Source organism: Rhodopseudomonas sp. G2_2311 (assembly GCF_047501505.1).
GTDB lineage: Bacteria > Pseudomonadota > Alphaproteobacteria > Rhizobiales > Xanthobacteraceae > Rhodopseudomonas > Rhodopseudomonas palustris_H.
The window spans coordinates 469,004-485,196 of the sequence record NZ_JAZDRK010000002.1; the positions used below are offsets into that span (position 1 = coordinate 469,004).

Consider the following 16,193-nt stretch of genomic DNA (forward strand, 5'->3'; position numbering starts at 1 on the left):
ATCATGTCACATCTGGATGTAACGACGTCGCAGAGCGCGAGTCTGACCGGCAACGTCAAGCCTATTTCATGGACATCGGTCCTCGGCGAATCCTTCGCCAAGCTGTCTCCACGGATCCAGGCGAAGAACCCGGTGATGTTCGTCGTCTATCTCGGAAGCATCGTGACCACGTTGCTCTGGATTCAGTCGCTGACGGGAAAGGGGGAGGCTTCGGCCATCTTCATCTTCGCCGTCGCGGCTTGGCTGTGGTTTACTGTCCTTTTCGCCAACGCGGCTGAAGCGTTGGCAGAAGGGCGGGGAAAGGCCCAGGCCGACGCCCTCCGGGCAACCCGCCAGCGGGTCGTCGCCCGCGTGCTCAAGGAGCCAAGCCGCGAGAGCGAATCTTGGCCGCAGCCAAGTGACGAGCTGAGTGTCGGCACGTACCTCCTCGTTGAAGCTGGAGAGATCATTCCCGCAGACGGGGAAGTGATCGAAGGCGCGGCTTCCGTCGACGAATCCGCCATCACCGGCGAATCCGCCCCAGTGATCCGCGAATCAGGCGGCGACTTTTGCTCTGTTACGGGCGGCACGCGCGTCTTGTCGGACTGGATCATCATGCGCGTGACCGCAAAGCCCGGCGAAGCGTTCTTGGACCGCATGATCGCTATGGTGGAAGGCGCCAAGCGTGGGAAAACACCTAACGAAATCGCGCTGACCATCTTGCTCGTGGCGCTCACCCTGATCTTCCTCCTGGTGTGCGTAACCCTGCTGCCGTTCTCGAGTTTCAGCACGCTGGTTGCTGGCGGTGGTTCGGTCGTGACGATCACCGTGCTGATCGCCCTGCTCGTCTGCCTGATCCCGACGACCATCGGTGCGCTGCTTTCGGCAATCGGCATCGCCGGCATGAGCCGAATGATAAAGGCCAACGTGCTAGCGACCTCAGGGCGTGCCATCGAGGCGGCAGGCGACGTCGACGTTCTTTTGCTCGACAAGACGGGCACGATCACTCTCGGCAATCGTGAGGCCACCAAATTTCATCCGGCCCCCCGTGTTGAGGAACGCGCGCTTGCTGACGCGGCTCAGCTTGCTTCGCTCGCCGACGAGACCCCGGAAGGTCGCTCGATCGTAGTGTTGGCCAAGAACACCTTCAATATCCGTGGTCGCGAGCTGCACGGTGCTGAAGCGATCGCGTTTAGCGCCCATACACGCATGAGCGGAATTAACATCGATGGGCGTGAAATCCGAAAGGGTGCGGCCAGTGCGATCCGCGCGCATGTCGAAGCGATGGGAGGCGTATTCCCCCAGGAGGTCGGGAAGATCGTCGACGACGTCTCCCGGCGCGGTAGCACGCCGCTGGTTGTCAGTGATGGCGTTAAGGTTCTTGGCGTCGTCGAGCTGAAAGACATCGTCAAGGGCGGCATCAAGGAGCGCTTTGCCGAACTCCGCGGCATGGGAATCAAAACCGTGATGATCACCGGCGACAATAAGCTTACTGCCGCGGCAATCGCGGCGGAGGCAGGCGTCGACGACTATCTCGCGGAGGCGACACCGGAAGATAAGCTGCGCCTCATTCGGGATTACCAAGCCGAAGGACGGCTGGTCGCTATGACCGGTGACGGCACCAACGACGCCCCTGCGCTGGCCCAGGCCGATGTCGCCTTGGCAATGAACAGTGGCACGCAGGCCGCCAAGGAAGCCGGCAACATGGTGGACCTCGACAGCAATCCCACCAAGCTCCTGCGCGTCGTCGAAGTCGGAAAGCAGATGATTATGACCCGCGGCGCGCTGACGACGTTTAGCGTCGCCAACGACCTGGCGAAATATTTCGCGATCATTCCGGCCGCCTTCGTGGCGACCTATCCTTCGCTGGCTGCCCTCAACATCATGGGCCTCCACAGCCCGGCATCGGCGATCCTTTCCGCAGTGATCTTCAATGCCCTGATCATCGTGGTGCTGATCCCCCTGGCCCTCCGGGGGGTCCAATATCGGGCTGAACCGGCGGCGCGGCTCCTCAGCCGGAACCTGCTGATCTACGGATTGGGTGGGATAATAGCGCCGTTTATCGGTATAAAGCTGATCGACATCCTGCTGACCCCCTTCTTCTAGCGAAGGAAACTCAAGCAGAGGTGGGTCCGGTCTTGAGGGTTATATCAGGTGATGACGAATGAAAGACCCGATCCTGACGATCTGCTGGAGGTCGTGAAGGATGAAACCCATCGCGCCAAACGCGGGCAGCTGAAGATTTTCTTCGGCGCCTGCGCCGGGGTGGGGAAAACCTTCGCAATGCTTCAGGCAGCGCGCCACCTCCACGCTGAGGGCGTTGCAGTCGGGATCGGGGTCGTCGAAACCCACGGACGAAAAGACACCGAAGGAATGCTGGAGGGCCTTCCTGTTTTGCCGCGCAACACGGTAAGCGGTAACGGAAGGCCCACCACCGAGTTCGATCTCGATGGCGCTCTCGCGTCGGGATACAAGCTCCTGGTCGTCGATGAGTTGGCGCACACCAACGCGGCCGGCAGCCGCCACTCAAAACGCTGGCAGGATGTCGAAGAGCTGCTCGACGCCGGCATCGACGTCTTCACGGCGCTCAATGTCCAGCACCTCGAAAGTCTCAACGACATCGTTGGTGGCATCATTGGTATTCGCGTCCGGGAGACCGTTCCCGACCGCATCTTTGACTCCGCAACCGATGTCGTTCTCGTTGACTTGCCGCCGGACGATCTGCTGGCGCGGCTGAACGCCGGCAAAGTCTATCTGCCGGTCTCGATCGAGCGCGCGCGCCAGAATTTTTTCCGCCGCGGCAACCTGATCGCGCTCCGCGAACTAGCGCTCCGCCGGGTCGCCGATCGGGTCAATGCGGACGTGCGAACCTATCGCGTATCGCACGCCGTCAAGACGGTCTGGCCCACGCAGGACATGCTCATGGTTTGCGTCAGTGCGGATCGCTCACAAGAGCGGTTGATCCGCGAAGGCGCACGGCTCGCCCAGCGCTTGCAGACCAAATGGATTGTGGTTCACGTTGATCGGCCCTACCGCGGCGATGACATCAAAGCTCGCGAGGCCCTGCAAAGCATCGCCTCAGCAGCCCAGGCCGCGGGGGCCGAATTTGCGAACGTGCCAGGGCAGGATGTCGCCGAAACGCTTCTGAATTTCGCACGTCGGCGTAATGTCACCAAACTCATCGTCGGCAATCCGCTCGGCTGGCGCTTCATTCCCTTCCGATCACGCCTTCAGGAGAGGCTCGCGCGCGCCGGCCCGGAAATGGGGCTGATCCTGCTCGGCGTGGATGAGGTCCGCCCGACGGTCAAACGCACAGTCACCGATAGACCGGAAGGCTACGGTTGGGCGCTTGCCGTCGCTACGCTTGCTTGTGGTCTGACGACCGCGCTTGCCGCCTGGCTGCTCCGCGTCTTCGACCCCGCCAACGTCGTTATGCTGTTCCTGATGACGGTGGTCTTTGTCGCAATGCGTCTCGGCCGCGTCGCAGGCGCGTGGGCGGCGTTGCTGTCTGTCGCCTGCTTCGACTTCTTCTTCATCGCGCCTACGATGTCTTTTGCCGTCACGGACACCCAGTATCTCTTCACTTTTGCATTGATGCTCGGTGCGGCGCTTATCATCAGCCAACTCGCCGCCCGCATGCGATCCGAGGCTCGGGTCGCTCGGGCCGGTGAGCGCAGGGCTTCCACGCTGGCCCGCGTCGCCCGTGACTTGTCTAGCGCCATAAAGGTCGAACAGGTTTTCTCAATATGCCGGGATGCAATTACCCCTTTGATCGGCGCTCAGGCTATTCTCCTCATACCGAATGAGAAGGGACAACTCCTAGCGACCCAGGATACGGGCGGCGACGTCGATCTGTCCGTCGCGCAATGGGCCTTCGACCACGCCCAAGAGGCCGGACTTGGGACTCAGACCTTGAACGCAGCCGAGGCCCTCTATCTTCCCCTGAAGGCTTCGATGGCGACACGAGGCGTGCTTGCCGTCCTGCCGATCGGCGAGCTGCCGGCGTACGACCCGGATGACCGCCGCCTACTGGACGCCTGCTGCTCGACCATCGGCTTGGCGCTCGAGCGCATCCATTTCGTGGAAGTCGCCCAGGACACGCTGGTCCGAATGGAAGGCGAGAAGCTTCGTAACGCCCTCTTGTCCGCGGTGTCCCACGATCTCAAGACCCCGCTTACAGCGATACGCGGGCTGGCCGAGACCCTTGAGCGGACGCACGGCCTTCCCGACAGCGATCGAAGCGACCTGGCCCGGTCCATAAGGCAGCAAGCCGACGAGCTGAAGCGGCTTGTCAGCAATCTACTCGACTTGGCGCGAATGCAAAGCCAAGGCGTGCGCCTCAATAGGGAATGGCATTCGCTTAGCGAGATCGTAGGCAGTGCAATCGCCCAATCGACTACATTTCTGAAGCCGAGGACGGTCCAAACCAACTTGACGCCCAACCTACCTCTCGTCGAGGTCGATGCGACCCTGATTGAGCGTGTCCTGATCAATCTTTTCGACAATGCCGCGAAATACACACCAACGACAAGCACGATCACCATTCGCGGCGGGGCGTCGGGGGACTCGATGTACTTGGTCATCGAGGATGATGGTCCGGGGCTGCCGACGCCGACTCCCGAGGCGCTCTTTGAGCCCTTTGCGCGGGGTCAGAAGGAGTCTTCAATCGCCGGCGTCGGCCTCGGCCTGGCCCTCTGTCGCAGCATCGTTGTCGCCCACGGGGGGAGCATCAGGGCAGAAGCACGCAAACCGCACGGCGCAGCCTTTGAGATCCGGCTGCCCCTCGGTACGCCCCCCGAGATCGAGAGTGAGACTTTGAATGATCAAGCCACGAATCCTGATCGTTGAGGACGAAGCCGACATCCGCCGCTTTGTCCGCATGGCGCTGGAAAAGGAAGGTATGAACGTTTTCGAGACAACCACGGCCGAGGACGCGCGTCTCAACGCAGGGAGCCGGAAACCAGACCTGATGATCGTCGACCTCGGCTTGCCGGACGGGGATGGAAAGGCGCTTATTCGCGAGGTTCGGAATTGGGTGTCGGCTCCGATTCTCGTGCTTTCGGCGCGGGAACAGGAAACCGAAAAGGTCGAAGCGTTGGATGCCGGCGCCGACGACTATCTGACAAAGCCCTTCGGCGTTCCCGAGCTGCTTGCGCGCGTGCGCGCGCAACTGCGCCGCGCGAGCACGGTCTCACAGGGCGACACGGCCTCGCCGTTGGTCAAGTTTGGACAGGTGACGGTTAATCTCGCGACCCATGAAGTCGCGCGAGCAGACGAACCCGTGCATCTGACACCGAACGAATTTCGGCTGCTGACGGCGCTGATCCATGGACACGGCAAGGTTCTCACGCATCGGCAACTGCTCATGGACGTATGGGGTCCGGGCTATGCCGACCGCTCACACTACATACGTATTTACATGGCCCAGCTTCGGCAAAAGCTTGAGGACGATCCCTCGCAGCCGGTGCATCTGATCACGGAGTTGCAAGTCGGTTACCGGCTCTCGGGTTTAGAGATTTCAGGAACGAACTAGGTTTCCAGCCACAGTAAGGTTGCTCGCGCGGCCGCTCCGTCGCGCGATTGGTAGATCGAGGTCGCGGCATGGTCGGCAAAATCCTGGTTCAATCGGTGTTCGGCGTATTGCTATTCATCCTGTTGCTTTTTGCGCCGGCTGGCACGATAGCGTGGCCGGAAGGCTGGGCATATCTCTTGCTTTTCTTCGGTTGCAGTACCGCCTTGACGTTTTGGATGCTGAAGGTCGACCCCGCGCTGTTGGCCGCGCGGATGCAATCGCCGCTCAAGTCCGAACAAAAACCACGCGATCGCGCTATCGTCTCGCTGCTCTTGATCTTCTTCGGTGCCTGGTATGTTTTCATTGCGCTCGACGCGCAGCGCTTTGAATGGTCCGATGTGCCGATCTGGCTCCAGGTGATTGGCGCGGTGCTGATGGTATGGTCGTTCTGGGGCTTCCTTACGGTTCTGCGCGTCAACAGTTTTGCCGCCACGACAATTGGCGTTCAAAAGGAACGCAACCAAAGGGTGATAGCGTCTGGCCCCTACGCCGTCATTCGCCATCCGATGTATGCTTATCTTTTTCCGTTCGCGATCGGCACGACGCTCATGCTCGGGTCGCTGTGGGGATTGGTCGGACTCGTCCCGATGGCCGTCATTCTTGCTGCGCGGACGCTTGGAGAAGAAGAGGTCTTGGCCGAGGAGCTTCCAGGCTATCGAGACTATGTTAGGCGCGTGCGCTATCGTCTGCTGCCGGGCATTTGGTGAAATCCTCGTTCGTGCATGAGATTCCGTTCGGTTCCGCGCTCTATGTATCGACGTTACAACCATCCTGTCCGTTTGAACCTGGAGTAAAGGATGACGCATATGGTTGTGATGACGCCTGAAACGATGAAATACCCGTTGTGGACCTTCAATTCGGGCATGTATTCGAAGTTAATACCGTAGATGCCGGCGATCGCCGTCGGCACCGCTAGGATACCCCGTCCGCACTTCGGTCGTCGGACGGTGCCCCCAAGGGCGGGGCTCGCCGACGATTAGCGCGAGCAGTTCTGAATTGGCGCACCCGACAGGATTCGAATCTGTGACCTTCGGTTTCGGGGTGTGTAGTCAAGCGCGTGGGGTTGGCGCGGTCGCGCTGCCCTGTCTAAAGCGCTGAGACGAAACACGAATCGCGCCGACGAGTCAGACTGGGGAAGCGGCACTTCGTTGCTCCTCGTTCCCGGCGCTTCCTTGGCGCGTTCGCCAAGGGAAAGCCACTCGCCACACATGCTAAAACTTACCAAACGTACTGCGGATTCCGCCAAGGCGCGGGAGACGGATTATTTCATTTGGGACGATGAACTGCCTGAGTGCCCACGCGGCTCTTCGTGAGGAGCCGCTGGGACAGCTCCTTGAGGAGTGTCAGAAATTTGCGTATATTCCTGACAGGAGAACGCCGATGCAGCGGTTGACGGAACAGATCCTAGCCTATGCGGAAAGGCTGCCCGAGGGGACGCCCGTGGTCGCCAAAAGCTTGCTTCACCTCGGCAATCGCGCTGCGGTGGACCAAGCCCTGTCGCGCCTGGCCGGGCGCGGCCAGCTCATTCGTGCGGGCCGTGGCGTCTATCTCCGTCCGGTCACGAGCCGGTTCGGCACACGGGCGCCCTCGCTAGAGCAGGCGGTCGAGGCGCTCGCCGCCCAGAGGGGCGAGGTCATCGTCTCGAACGGTGCGGCCGCCGCAAACGCGCTCGGCCTAACGACACAGGTGCCAGTCCGTTCGGTCTATCTGACCTCGGGCCGCAGCCGGACGATGAGCCTTGGCAAGCAGATCGTCGAGCTGCGGCACGCGCCGCGCTGGCAACTGACGCTTGCCAACCGGCCGGCGGGAGAAGCGGTTCGGGCCTTGGCGTGGCTCGGTCCCAAGAAGGCGGGAGAGGCGCTTGGGACGCTGAAACGGAAAATGCCACCAGCCGCCTTTGGCGAACTGGTGGCTGCGGCACCGCAGCTCCCAACCTGGCTCGCGCAGAGTGTGAGCAAGGCGGCTCATGGCTGAGGCCTTTCTAAGCTTGTCGGCAGAGGATCGCCGCGACGCTCTCGGTGTCGCGGCCGACCGTTCAGGACGTCCCGCCCACCTCCTCGAAAAGGATGTCTCGGTGGTCTGGGCGCTGGCCAAGCTCCACGGGTCGGACTATGTCGCACCGGTCGTCATGCTTGAGTTCGGCGCCCGTTCGACGGGCGAGCTGGCGAGCCTGCGCGATGTCGCCTGTGACGCATCCGGCTTTGTAGAGGGAGTAGTCTTCCCGGTGGCGCGGCCGCGCGTGATGCACGCCGAGCGGACGTTCTGGGAAAAGGCCACAGCCATCCACGTCTTCTGCTTGCAGGAACGGCCGCGCGGAGACCGCTTTGCCCACCACTGGCATGATGTTGTGCGGCTCGATGGAGTCGGCATCGCCGCTGCGGCCATTGCCGACCGCAACCTTGCTCTGGCCGTTGCTCGACACAAAAGCATTTTCTTCGCTGAGAAGGCCGCAGACAGAAACACCATCGATTACACTGTCGCGGTCACTGGCGGCTTGCGCCTTGTTCCCGTGGGCAATGCTTTGAAATCCCTTGAGGCGGACTACGCCCGCATGGTTGAGGACGGGCTCCTGCTGGGGGATGCTGAGCCGTTCGGCGCGCTCATAGCGAAGTGTGCAGATATTACAATACAAACAAATAACGCGGCTAAATAGAACGGGAGGGGAGAGATGGGAGATATTGCGGGGAGGGATAGGCGATGAGGGCATTCGAATTCGACCATCGTCTTATCGATTCCTACGCCCGTTTCTCTCGGTCTTTCAGCGCCATCCGATCTGCAGACCTGAAGGCGGAGATCGATCGCCAATACGACGTGGGACGTTTCTGGCCTGACGCCCTGCTGTCCATCAACCCTCGCTTCCTTCAAGGGCCGACGGTCGACGATCTGGTCGCCTCCGGCGATCTCGACGAAGCAACCGGGAAAATCTTCCGGTTCGGGCCGACGCCCCTGCGGTTCCATCGCCATCAGGCGCAGTCCATCGCCAAGGCGCGGGCGGGCCAGAGTTATGTGGTCACGACCGGCACGGGCTCGGGCAAGTCGCTGTGCTTTTTCGTGCCCGTGGTCGACTCGATCGTTCGCGCGCGCAAGGCCGGCAAGCCGCGCAGGACCCGCGCCATCATCGTCTATCCGATGAATGCCTTGGCCAACAGCCAGATCAACGAGATCGAGAAGTTCATCTCCCAATCTGGCCTGCCCTCCGAGATCAAGCCGGTCGTGCGCCGCTACACCGGCCAGGAAAGCCAGGAGGAACGGCAGCGGATCGCGGACAACCCGCCGGATATTTTGCTCACCAACTTCATGATGGCCGAACTGCTTCTGACGCGGCAGGACGGCCTCGACACCAAGGTCATCGAGAACGCGAGCGGTCTGGATTTCATCGTTCTCGACGAACTGCACACCTATCGGGGGCGGCAGGGTGCCGATGTCGCTATCCTCGTCCGCCGCCTTCGCAACCGCTGCACGCCAGACAAGGCGCCGATCTGCATCGGAACTTCGGCTACGATGGCGAGCGAAGGTTCGGATGCCAACCGAGCACAAGCCGTCGCCGATGTGGCATCACGTCTTTTCGGGACGTCCATCGGGCCGGAATCGGTCGTCGACGAATCGCTCGAACGCGCGACGGACGATCGTCTTAAGCTCGACGATGTGCGGGGAGAACTCGCCTCGGTCCTGACATCCGCGCTTCCGACAGTATTAACCGATGAGGTTCTGAGGCAGCACCCCTTGGCTGTTTGGACCGAATTGGCGATCGGCCTGGAGGATGGTCAGGAACTGAAGCGCAAGAGGCCCATCCCGTTCGGGGACGCCGTCGCGCTGCTGTCGGCCGACAGTGGCGTCGATGTCGAGATTTGCCGGAGCAGCTTCGAAGGCTTTCTCACTCGGGTCAGCCTCCCGGAAAAGGACCGAGGCGGCTCTGGGGCCGGCGCTTTCCTGGCCTTCAAGCTTCACCAGTTCATCTCAGGCGCGGGAGAGATTTACACCACGCTGGCCGCGCAGCCCAGAAACGTGCTGTTCGAGGGGCAACTCGAAGACCCAAATGCGCCGGGCCATCGCCTCTACCCGACCCGCTTCTGCCGGGAGTGCGGACATGAGGCTCATGTCGTTACCAGAATGGACGACGCTCAAGGCATCCTATTCGTTCCAAGGAACATCGATGATGCACCGCTCAATGATCAGGAGGGTGATGCTGCGGGCTATTTGACGCCCACCGGTGACGGCGATGCGGACTACGCCTTCACGGGCGACGTCGAAACCTATCCGGAAGACTGGCGCGAGGAGCGTAGCGGAGTCGAACGGTTGCGCGCCAACAGGAAAGCTCGGGCGCCGCAGATGATTTCAGTCGCTCCCGACGGTCGCCCCGCTTCAACGGGAAAAAGCTTCTGGTTCATACCGGGCAAATTTGGGTTCTGCCCCTGCTGCCTCGATCAGCCGCATCCCAGCATGCGGGAGCGCACCAAGCTTGCCGGCCTGTCCGGCGAGGGCCGCAGTTCAGCCACTACGCTGCTGGTCTCGACCGCTCTGGAGTGGATGAATGAGCGCCACAGCGGCGTCCCCAAGGAGAAGCGAAAGCTCCTTGGCTTCACTGACAATCGGCAGGACGCCGCGCTTCAGGCCGGCCATTTCAACGACTTTCTCTTCGTCAGCCTCCTACGTGGAGCGATCTTGCGCGCTGTTTTGGATGCCGGCGCCGATGGCATGGCCGAGGACGAATTCGGCCTGCGGATTGTAAAGGCGCTCGGCTTCACGGCCAGCAACAAGGAAGCCCGCATCCACTGGATGCAAGACCCAGAGGCCGGTGCGGTGATCCGGGAGGATGCGCAACGCTCTCTCGCCAAGGTTCTTGCTCATCGGTTGTGGACGGACCTGCGCCGGGGATGGCGCTATACCAACCCGAGCCTCTCCGTGCTCGATCTCATCGACGTTGCGTTTATCGGGTTGGACGACATCGCGGCAGATACGGAGCGGCTTGCCGCCATACGCCCGGAATTCGGCACGCTCGACGTCGCTGCGCGCAAGGAGGTGCTGAAGCTGCTCCTGGGCGCCATGCTCGATGGTTTGGCCGTCGGCACGGAAGCGTTGGATTTGACCGAACTCGACGCGGTTGCGCAGAAGTCGCGAAATCTCCTGCGCGCGCCCTGGGCCATCGACGCGAAAGAGACGCCGAGGAGCCGCACGGCCCTGTTTGTCCAGGCTCCGGGCAAGGACCGGGTCAGTCTGCGAGAAGAGCAGACGATCGTCCGCGCCGGTCACAATTCTCGCATCGGACGCCTGATCAACCGCAAGAGCGTTATCGGGACCAAGCTCGGCAAGGCTGACTATCTGACGGCCATGACCGGCCTGATGGAGCTTCTCGCCAGCGAAGGCTTGGTTTCCCGCGTCGACATTGAAGCGGATCTTCAGGGCTGGCGCCTGGCGCCGTCGGCGGTTCGCATCGTGCCGGGCGAGGCCATCCGGAAAGGCGCGGCGCAAGGAAACCGTTATTTCCACGACCTCTACAATGAAATCGCCGTCGATCTGAAGGAGGGGCACAGCGCTTTCTGGGGCCTCGAAGGTCGCGAGCACACGGCCCAAGTTTCTCAGAGGCTGCGCGAATATCGTGAATGGCGCTTCCGGTACGAGAATGAAGACCAGGAAAATCTCACGAAAAACGTGGCGGAACTCCGGGTAGCTGGAGAGTCCGAGCAATTCCTGCCCGCCTTGTTCTGCTCGCCGACCATGGAATTGGGCGTCGACATTTCCGCCCTCAACGCCGTCTATCTGCGCAACGTGCCGCCCACGCCCGCGAACTATGCTCAGCGCGCGGGTCGCGCTGGCCGCTCCGGTCAGGCCGCCGTCATCGTGACCTATTGCGCGGCCCAGTCGCCGCACGACCAGTATTTCTTCGAACGTCGTAACGAGATGGTCGCTGGCGTTGTCCGCCCGCCGGCGCTCGACATCACCAACGAAGAGCTGGTTCGCTCGCACCTGCATGCTGTCTGGCTTGCCGAAGCGAAACTTGCCCTGTCGCCGGACATTCCAGAAATCCTCGACCTGACGGAGACCGGCTATCCGCTGAAGCCGGAAATCCACGATGTCATCGATCGACCGGAGCTGGCGACGGCGGCACATGATCCCATGAAGCGGGTTCTCGATCAGATCCTCGCTTCGGTGGAGAGCCGCAAGCCGGCCTGGATGAGCGATCCGGACGATTTCGTCATCCAAGTGGCTCAACGCGCGCCCCGGGAGTTCGACAAGGCCTTTGATCGCTGGCGAGAGCTTTACAACTCGGCGCGAACGCAACTGATGGAGGCCAACGCCCGCTCGGAGATCACGGGCCTCTCGGCGGCGGATCGCCGCAAGATCAAGGCCGCCCAGATACAGGCGAGCGATCAGATCGCCATTCTCGAGCAGGGCAAGGCCTCGAATGGCTCGGATTTCTATTCCTACCGCTATCTCGCCACCGAGGGCTTCCTGCCGGGATACAATTTCCCGCGGCTCCCGCTCTATGCCTTCATTCCCGGAGAGGGAAAATCAGGCTCGTTCCTTCAGCGCGCCCGCTTCCTGGCCATTTCGGAGTTCGGGCCACGCAGCCTGATCTATCACGAAGGCCGCGCCTATCGGGTCATGAAGGCCAAGTTGCCGCCGGAGGTCCGAACCGGAGACGGGGCTGAGCTCGCCACCCGGGACATCTTCATCTGTTCGAACTGCGGCGCCTGCCACGACGTGGAGGTCGAGCGCTGCCATGCGTGCAACAGTCCGATGGCGGGAGAGGTCCCGGTGCAGAGGACACTCAGGATCGACAACGTCGAGGCGGCGCCCGCCGAGCGGATCACAGCGAACGATGAGGAGCGCGTTCGGCAAGGCTTCGACATTCAGACCGTGTTTTCCTGGCCGAAGCGGGACGGACGGGTCCAAATTACCGAGGCCGACTTCCGTTGCGAGGACGCCTGGCTTCTGACCTTGCAATACGCCAATAGCGCCGAGATCAGCCGGATCAACAAGGGGCTCAAACGGCGGGCCAATCAGACCGTCTTCGGTTTCTATATCGACCCGCGCAGCGGCTACTGGGCGAAGGCCGATGACGAAGATTCCGATACCGATCCGCCGCCGGACGTGGTCAAGCCGGTTCGCATCGTCCCGATCGTCCGCGACCACAAGAATGCGCTGCTCTTCCGTTTCATCGAGCCCGGGAGCTATGCGCCCGAGACAATCGTAACGGTCCAGCACGCCCTCATGCGAGGCATTGAGGTGGTCTTCCAACTAGAAGAGGGAGAGGTTCTCGGCGAGCCGCTGCCTTCCCGCGACAATCGTCGAGCTGTCCTGGCCTACGAAGCCACTGAGGGCGGCGCCGGCGTTCTGAGCCGCCTGATTGAGGATCCGCAAGCGCTTGGCGCCGTCGCCCGCGAAGCGCTGGTCCTCATGCACTTCGAAAAGGTCGACGAGGCGATCGCGGCCGGCGATCCCAAGCTGCTTGTCGATCGTGAAGGCGTGGCCTGTGTGCACGGCTGCTACCGCTGTCTCCTCTCCTATTTCAATCAGCCCGATCACGAGCTGATCGACCGGACAAGTGAGCAAGTAAAACAACTGCTGGTCGATCTCGCGCGTGGCCAGGTCGTGTTCGCCTCGCGTTCGAGCCCGCCGGGCGACAGCGGAGGATGGGAAGGCGTCTTCAAGGACGCGGGGATTCCTTCGCCTGACGTTTTGGCTGTCGCCTTCTCGGGCCAGGAGATGACCTTCGCCTGGCGCAGCCATTTTGTGGCCGCTTGCGTCTCCTCCCCCACCGAGGCAACGCGCCAGGAGGCGGAAGCCAAGGGTTGGACGCTGTTTGAATTGCCGGAAGCTGTCACTGCGGGTGTGCCCGACGCGATGCTCTCGATGTTCGGGGAATAATCCGATGACGATGAACTTTGCCCCTGGGGACTTGGTCCGCGCGCGCGGACGTGAATGGGTCGCACTGCCGCCCCCCCGGTATGGCGTGCTGGCGCTGCGTCCCCTGTCGGGTGGCGAGAACGACACCGTCGTCCTCGATCCCGTGCTCGAACTCCTGCCGGTCGAGCCGGCCCGCTTCGATCTCCCTGCCGATGCCGCGGTGACGGTTCAGGCCAAAGCGGCGCTGCTTGCGGACGCGATGCGTCTGACCTTGCGCCGTGGTGCAGGCCCCTTCCGATCTGCCGCGCAGCTCGCCTTCGAACCGCGGACCTACCAGCTCGTGCCCTTGCTGATGGCACTTCGCTTGACCGTGCCGCGCCTCCTGATCGCGGACGACGTCGGCATCGGCAAGACGATCGAGGCCGGCCTCATTCTGCGCGAGCTGATGGACCGGGGCGAGGTGGACGCCTTCTCCGTGCTCTGCCCGCCGCATCTGGTCGAACAATGGGTCGGAGAGCTGAAGGCGCGCTTCGGAATCGATGCCGTCCCGGTCACATCCGGCACCGCAAGCCGGCTGGAACGCGGCCTGCCGCTCGCTCAGACCCTGTTCGACGCCTATCCCTTCACGGTCGTCAGCCTCGACTACATCAAGGCCGAGAAGCGCCGGGAGGGCTTCGCGCGCGCCTGCCCGGATTTCGTCATTGTCGATGAAGCCCACGCTTGCGTGGGTACACACCAAGGCCGGCAGCAGCGCTTCGAGCTTCTGTCGGGACTGGCCCGAAATCCCGAACGGCGGATGATCCTTCTGACCGCGACGCCGCATTCGGGGGACGAAGAAGCTTTCGCCCGCCTCCTGTCCCTCGTCGATCCGTCATTCACGTCGATGGACTTCGAGGACACGCGCTATCGCGAGCGCCTGGCCCGGCATTTTGTGCAGCGCCGCCGGATCGATCTCATCTCGGGAGATTGGGATGAGGATCGTGCCTTCCCGAAGCATGAGACGACGGAGTTCGCCTATCGTCTGTCCGAAGCTCACCGTGCCTTCCAGGAAGCCGTGCTCGACTACTGTTTCGGGATCGTGTCCCGGGCAGGCTCGGGCCAGCGGGAACGGCGCCTCGCTTTCTGGGGCACGCTGGCCCTGATGCGCTGCGTCGGCTCCTCGCCGGCGGCAGGCCTGAGCGCGCTGCGAAACCGCATGTCCAGCGAGAGCGAGCGCCTCGAACCGCAGATTTATGATGACGACGGTGACGACGAGGACGCGGTCGATCTCGAACCTGGCACGACCTTCGATGCCGATCCGGAGCTTCTTGCCCTGGTGAAGCGCGCCGAGGAATTGGTCGGCAAGCCCGATCCGAAGCTAGCGGGCTTGGTCGATGCGTTGGCGCCCCTTATCAAGAAGGGCGCCAACCCTGTCGTCTTCTGCCGCTACCTGGCGACGGCTGAGCATGTGCGCGATGGCTTGCGCAAGGCTTTCTCGAAGCTGACAATCGAAGCCGTGACGGGCGTTCTCACGCCGGACGAGCGTCGCGATCGTGTCGCCGACATGGCGGCCGCGGACGACGAAAAGCCGGTCCAGCGCATTCTCGTCGCCACCGACTGCCTTTCGGAAGGCATCAACCTTCAGCAGCTCTTCGACACGGTCGTCCATTACGACTTGTCGTGGAACCCGACCCGGCACCAACAGCGTGAAGGGCGGGTGGACCGCTTCGGCCAGCCGGCGGAACTCGTCCGGTCGATCATGATGTTCTCGCCGGACAGCGCCATCGACGGCGCGGTGCTCGAGGTCATCCTTCGTAAGGCTGAGGAGATCCGGAAGGCGACGGGCGTGACCGTGCCGCTCCCCGAGGAGCGCGGGCCAGTGACGGACGCGCTGATGGCGTCGATGATGCTGCGCCATGGCGTGCCCCACCAGCTCGCCCTCGATCTTCGTCTCGACGATGGGGCCAAGGTCATGGAGACACGGTGGCGCGACGCCGCCGAAAACGAGAAGCGATCCCGCGCGCGCTTTGCCCAGAACGCGATGAAGCCGCAGGAAGTCGCCCCGGAATGGGAGAAGGTGCGGACGCTCCTCGGCTCTCCAGCGGAGGCAAGGCTCTTCGTCGAACGGGCGATGGCCCGTTTCGGCGTGCCTCTGGAAACCCGGAAAGCCGTGCTTTTAGCTCATGTCGACGCCCTCGACGCCGGGTTGCGTGAGCGGTTGAAAGAGCACGATCTGGCGGGATCGGTGCGTCTGGCGACGGTCGAACCGGCGCCGTCTGGCACGGCGCTGCTTACCCGGACACATCCCCTGACGGCCACGCTTGCCGAAGCGCTGGTCGAGGCTTCGCTCGATCCGGAATCCCTGTCGGGTCTCGGCATCGGTCGGGTCGGCGCCTGGCCGACCGCCGCCGTTCAGCAAGTAACCCGCCTCGCTCTCCTCCGCATCCGGTTCAAGCTGACCGTCCATGCCCGCAAGGAGCGACTGCTGCTGGCGGAAGAAGCGGCGCTGATCGCGGTCCAGGGCGGCCGGATTGTGGCGGTCGGGGAAACCGCTCGGGACTGGCTCAACGCGCCAGCGACGTCCGATCTGGCGCCCATCGCTCGCGACAGGTTCATCGTGAAGGCGAAAGAGGATCTGCCGAGCCTGCTCGACGGGCCGGTCGCCAACTTCGTCCGATCGCGCGCGCAAGAACTGATGCAGGACCATGCTCGCCTCCGCGCCGCGTCAGGCTCGGCCTCGCGCGTCACGGTGGAGGCCGTGCTGCCGCCGGATGTGATCGGCTTGTTCGTATTGATGCCGGGAGAGGCCTGAGCC

General features: G+C 62.6%; 8 protein-coding genes and 1 pseudogene. 8 read left to right on the forward strand and 1 reads right to left on the reverse strand.

All coding sequences use genetic code 11. The features are described 5' to 3' along the window. Positions 1 to 3 precede the first annotated feature (3 nt). From kdpB to VRZ08_RS05145, 4 genes are all read left to right on the forward strand, one after another. Positions 4 to 2,085, forward strand: coding sequence for a potassium-transporting ATPase subunit KdpB (gene kdpB / locus VRZ08_RS05130; protein WP_414531800.1), 2,082 nt, complete (start codon positions 4 to 6; stop codon positions 2,083 to 2,085). A 51-nt stretch (positions 2,086 to 2,136) separates the two neighbouring features. Beyond that, the gene (locus VRZ08_RS05135; protein WP_414531836.1) at positions 2,137 to 4,827 is read left to right on the forward strand and encodes a DUF4118 domain-containing protein; all 2,691 of its coding nucleotides are present in this window, start codon (positions 2,137 to 2,139) and stop codon (positions 4,825 to 4,827) included. Continuing rightward, positions 4,799 to 5,512, forward strand: coding sequence for a response regulator (locus VRZ08_RS05140; protein WP_414531801.1), 714 nt, complete (start codon positions 4,799 to 4,801; stop codon positions 5,510 to 5,512). Before VRZ08_RS05135 ends, VRZ08_RS05140 begins: the two co-directional genes overlap by 29 nt. A 68-nt stretch (positions 5,513 to 5,580) precedes the next feature. Further along, the gene (locus tag VRZ08_RS05145; RefSeq protein ID WP_414531802.1) at positions 5,581 to 6,258 is read left to right on the forward strand and encodes a methyltransferase family protein; all 678 of its coding nucleotides are present in this window, start codon (positions 5,581 to 5,583) and stop codon (positions 6,256 to 6,258) included. A 53-nt stretch (positions 6,259 to 6,311) separates the two neighbouring features. On the opposite strand, the pseudogene VRZ08_RS05150 reads toward VRZ08_RS05145, so the two are convergent. Then, positions 6,312 to 6,503, reverse strand: a pseudogene (locus tag VRZ08_RS05150) (CorA family divalent cation transporter); the annotation flags it as partial. A 428-nt stretch (positions 6,504 to 6,931) separates the two neighbouring features. Between VRZ08_RS05150 and VRZ08_RS05155 the strand changes: the two are divergent. From VRZ08_RS05155 to VRZ08_RS05170, 4 genes are read left to right on the forward strand one after another with little or no spacing between them, the layout of a single operon-like run. Then, positions 6,932 to 7,525: a DUF6088 family protein gene (locus VRZ08_RS05155; RefSeq protein ID WP_414531803.1), complete on the forward strand. Its 594-nt coding sequence runs from the start codon at positions 6,932 to 6,934 to the stop codon at positions 7,523 to 7,525. After that, on the forward strand, positions 7,518 to 8,204 hold the full coding sequence (locus tag VRZ08_RS05160; RefSeq protein WP_414531804.1) for a nucleotidyl transferase AbiEii/AbiGii toxin family protein: 687 nt from the start codon (positions 7,518 to 7,520) through the stop codon (positions 8,202 to 8,204). Before VRZ08_RS05155 ends, VRZ08_RS05160 begins: the two co-directional genes overlap by 8 nt. Positions 8,205 to 8,248: 44 nt before the next feature. Next, positions 8,249 to 13,420 carry a DEAD/DEAH box helicase gene (locus VRZ08_RS05165; protein ID WP_414531805.1) on the forward strand — a complete coding sequence of 1,724 codons (5,172 nt, stop codon included), beginning with the start codon at positions 8,249 to 8,251 and terminating at the stop codon, positions 13,418 to 13,420. A gap of 4 nt (positions 13,421 to 13,424) precedes the next feature. After that, positions 13,425 to 16,190: a helicase-related protein gene (locus tag VRZ08_RS05170; protein WP_414531806.1), complete on the forward strand. Its 2,766-nt coding sequence runs from the start codon at positions 13,425 to 13,427 to the stop codon at positions 16,188 to 16,190. The last annotated feature ends 3 nt before the right edge of the window (positions 16,191 to 16,193 follow it).

Bases quoted from the DNA above. Each gene is read 5' to 3' on its own strand.
- kdpB (WP_414531800.1), top strand. From the start codon at position 4: ATGTCACATCTGGATGTAACGACGTCGCAGAGCGCGAGTCTGACCGGC.
- VRZ08_RS05135 (WP_414531836.1), top strand. From the start codon at position 2,137: ATGACGAATGAAAGACCCGATCCTGACGATCTGCTGGAGGTCGTGAAG.
- VRZ08_RS05140 (WP_414531801.1), top strand. From the start codon at position 4,799: ATGATCAAGCCACGAATCCTGATCGTTGAGGACGAAGCCGACATCCGC.
- VRZ08_RS05145 (WP_414531802.1), top strand. From the start codon at position 5,581: ATGGTCGGCAAAATCCTGGTTCAATCGGTGTTCGGCGTATTGCTATTC.
- VRZ08_RS05155 (WP_414531803.1), top strand. From the start codon at position 6,932: ATGCAGCGGTTGACGGAACAGATCCTAGCCTATGCGGAAAGGCTGCCC.
- VRZ08_RS05160 (WP_414531804.1), top strand. From the start codon at position 7,518: ATGGCTGAGGCCTTTCTAAGCTTGTCGGCAGAGGATCGCCGCGACGCT.
- VRZ08_RS05165 (WP_414531805.1), top strand. From the start codon at position 8,249: ATGAGGGCATTCGAATTCGACCATCGTCTTATCGATTCCTACGCCCGT.
- VRZ08_RS05170 (WP_414531806.1), top strand. From the start codon at position 13,425: ATGACGATGAACTTTGCCCCTGGGGACTTGGTCCGCGCGCGCGGACGT.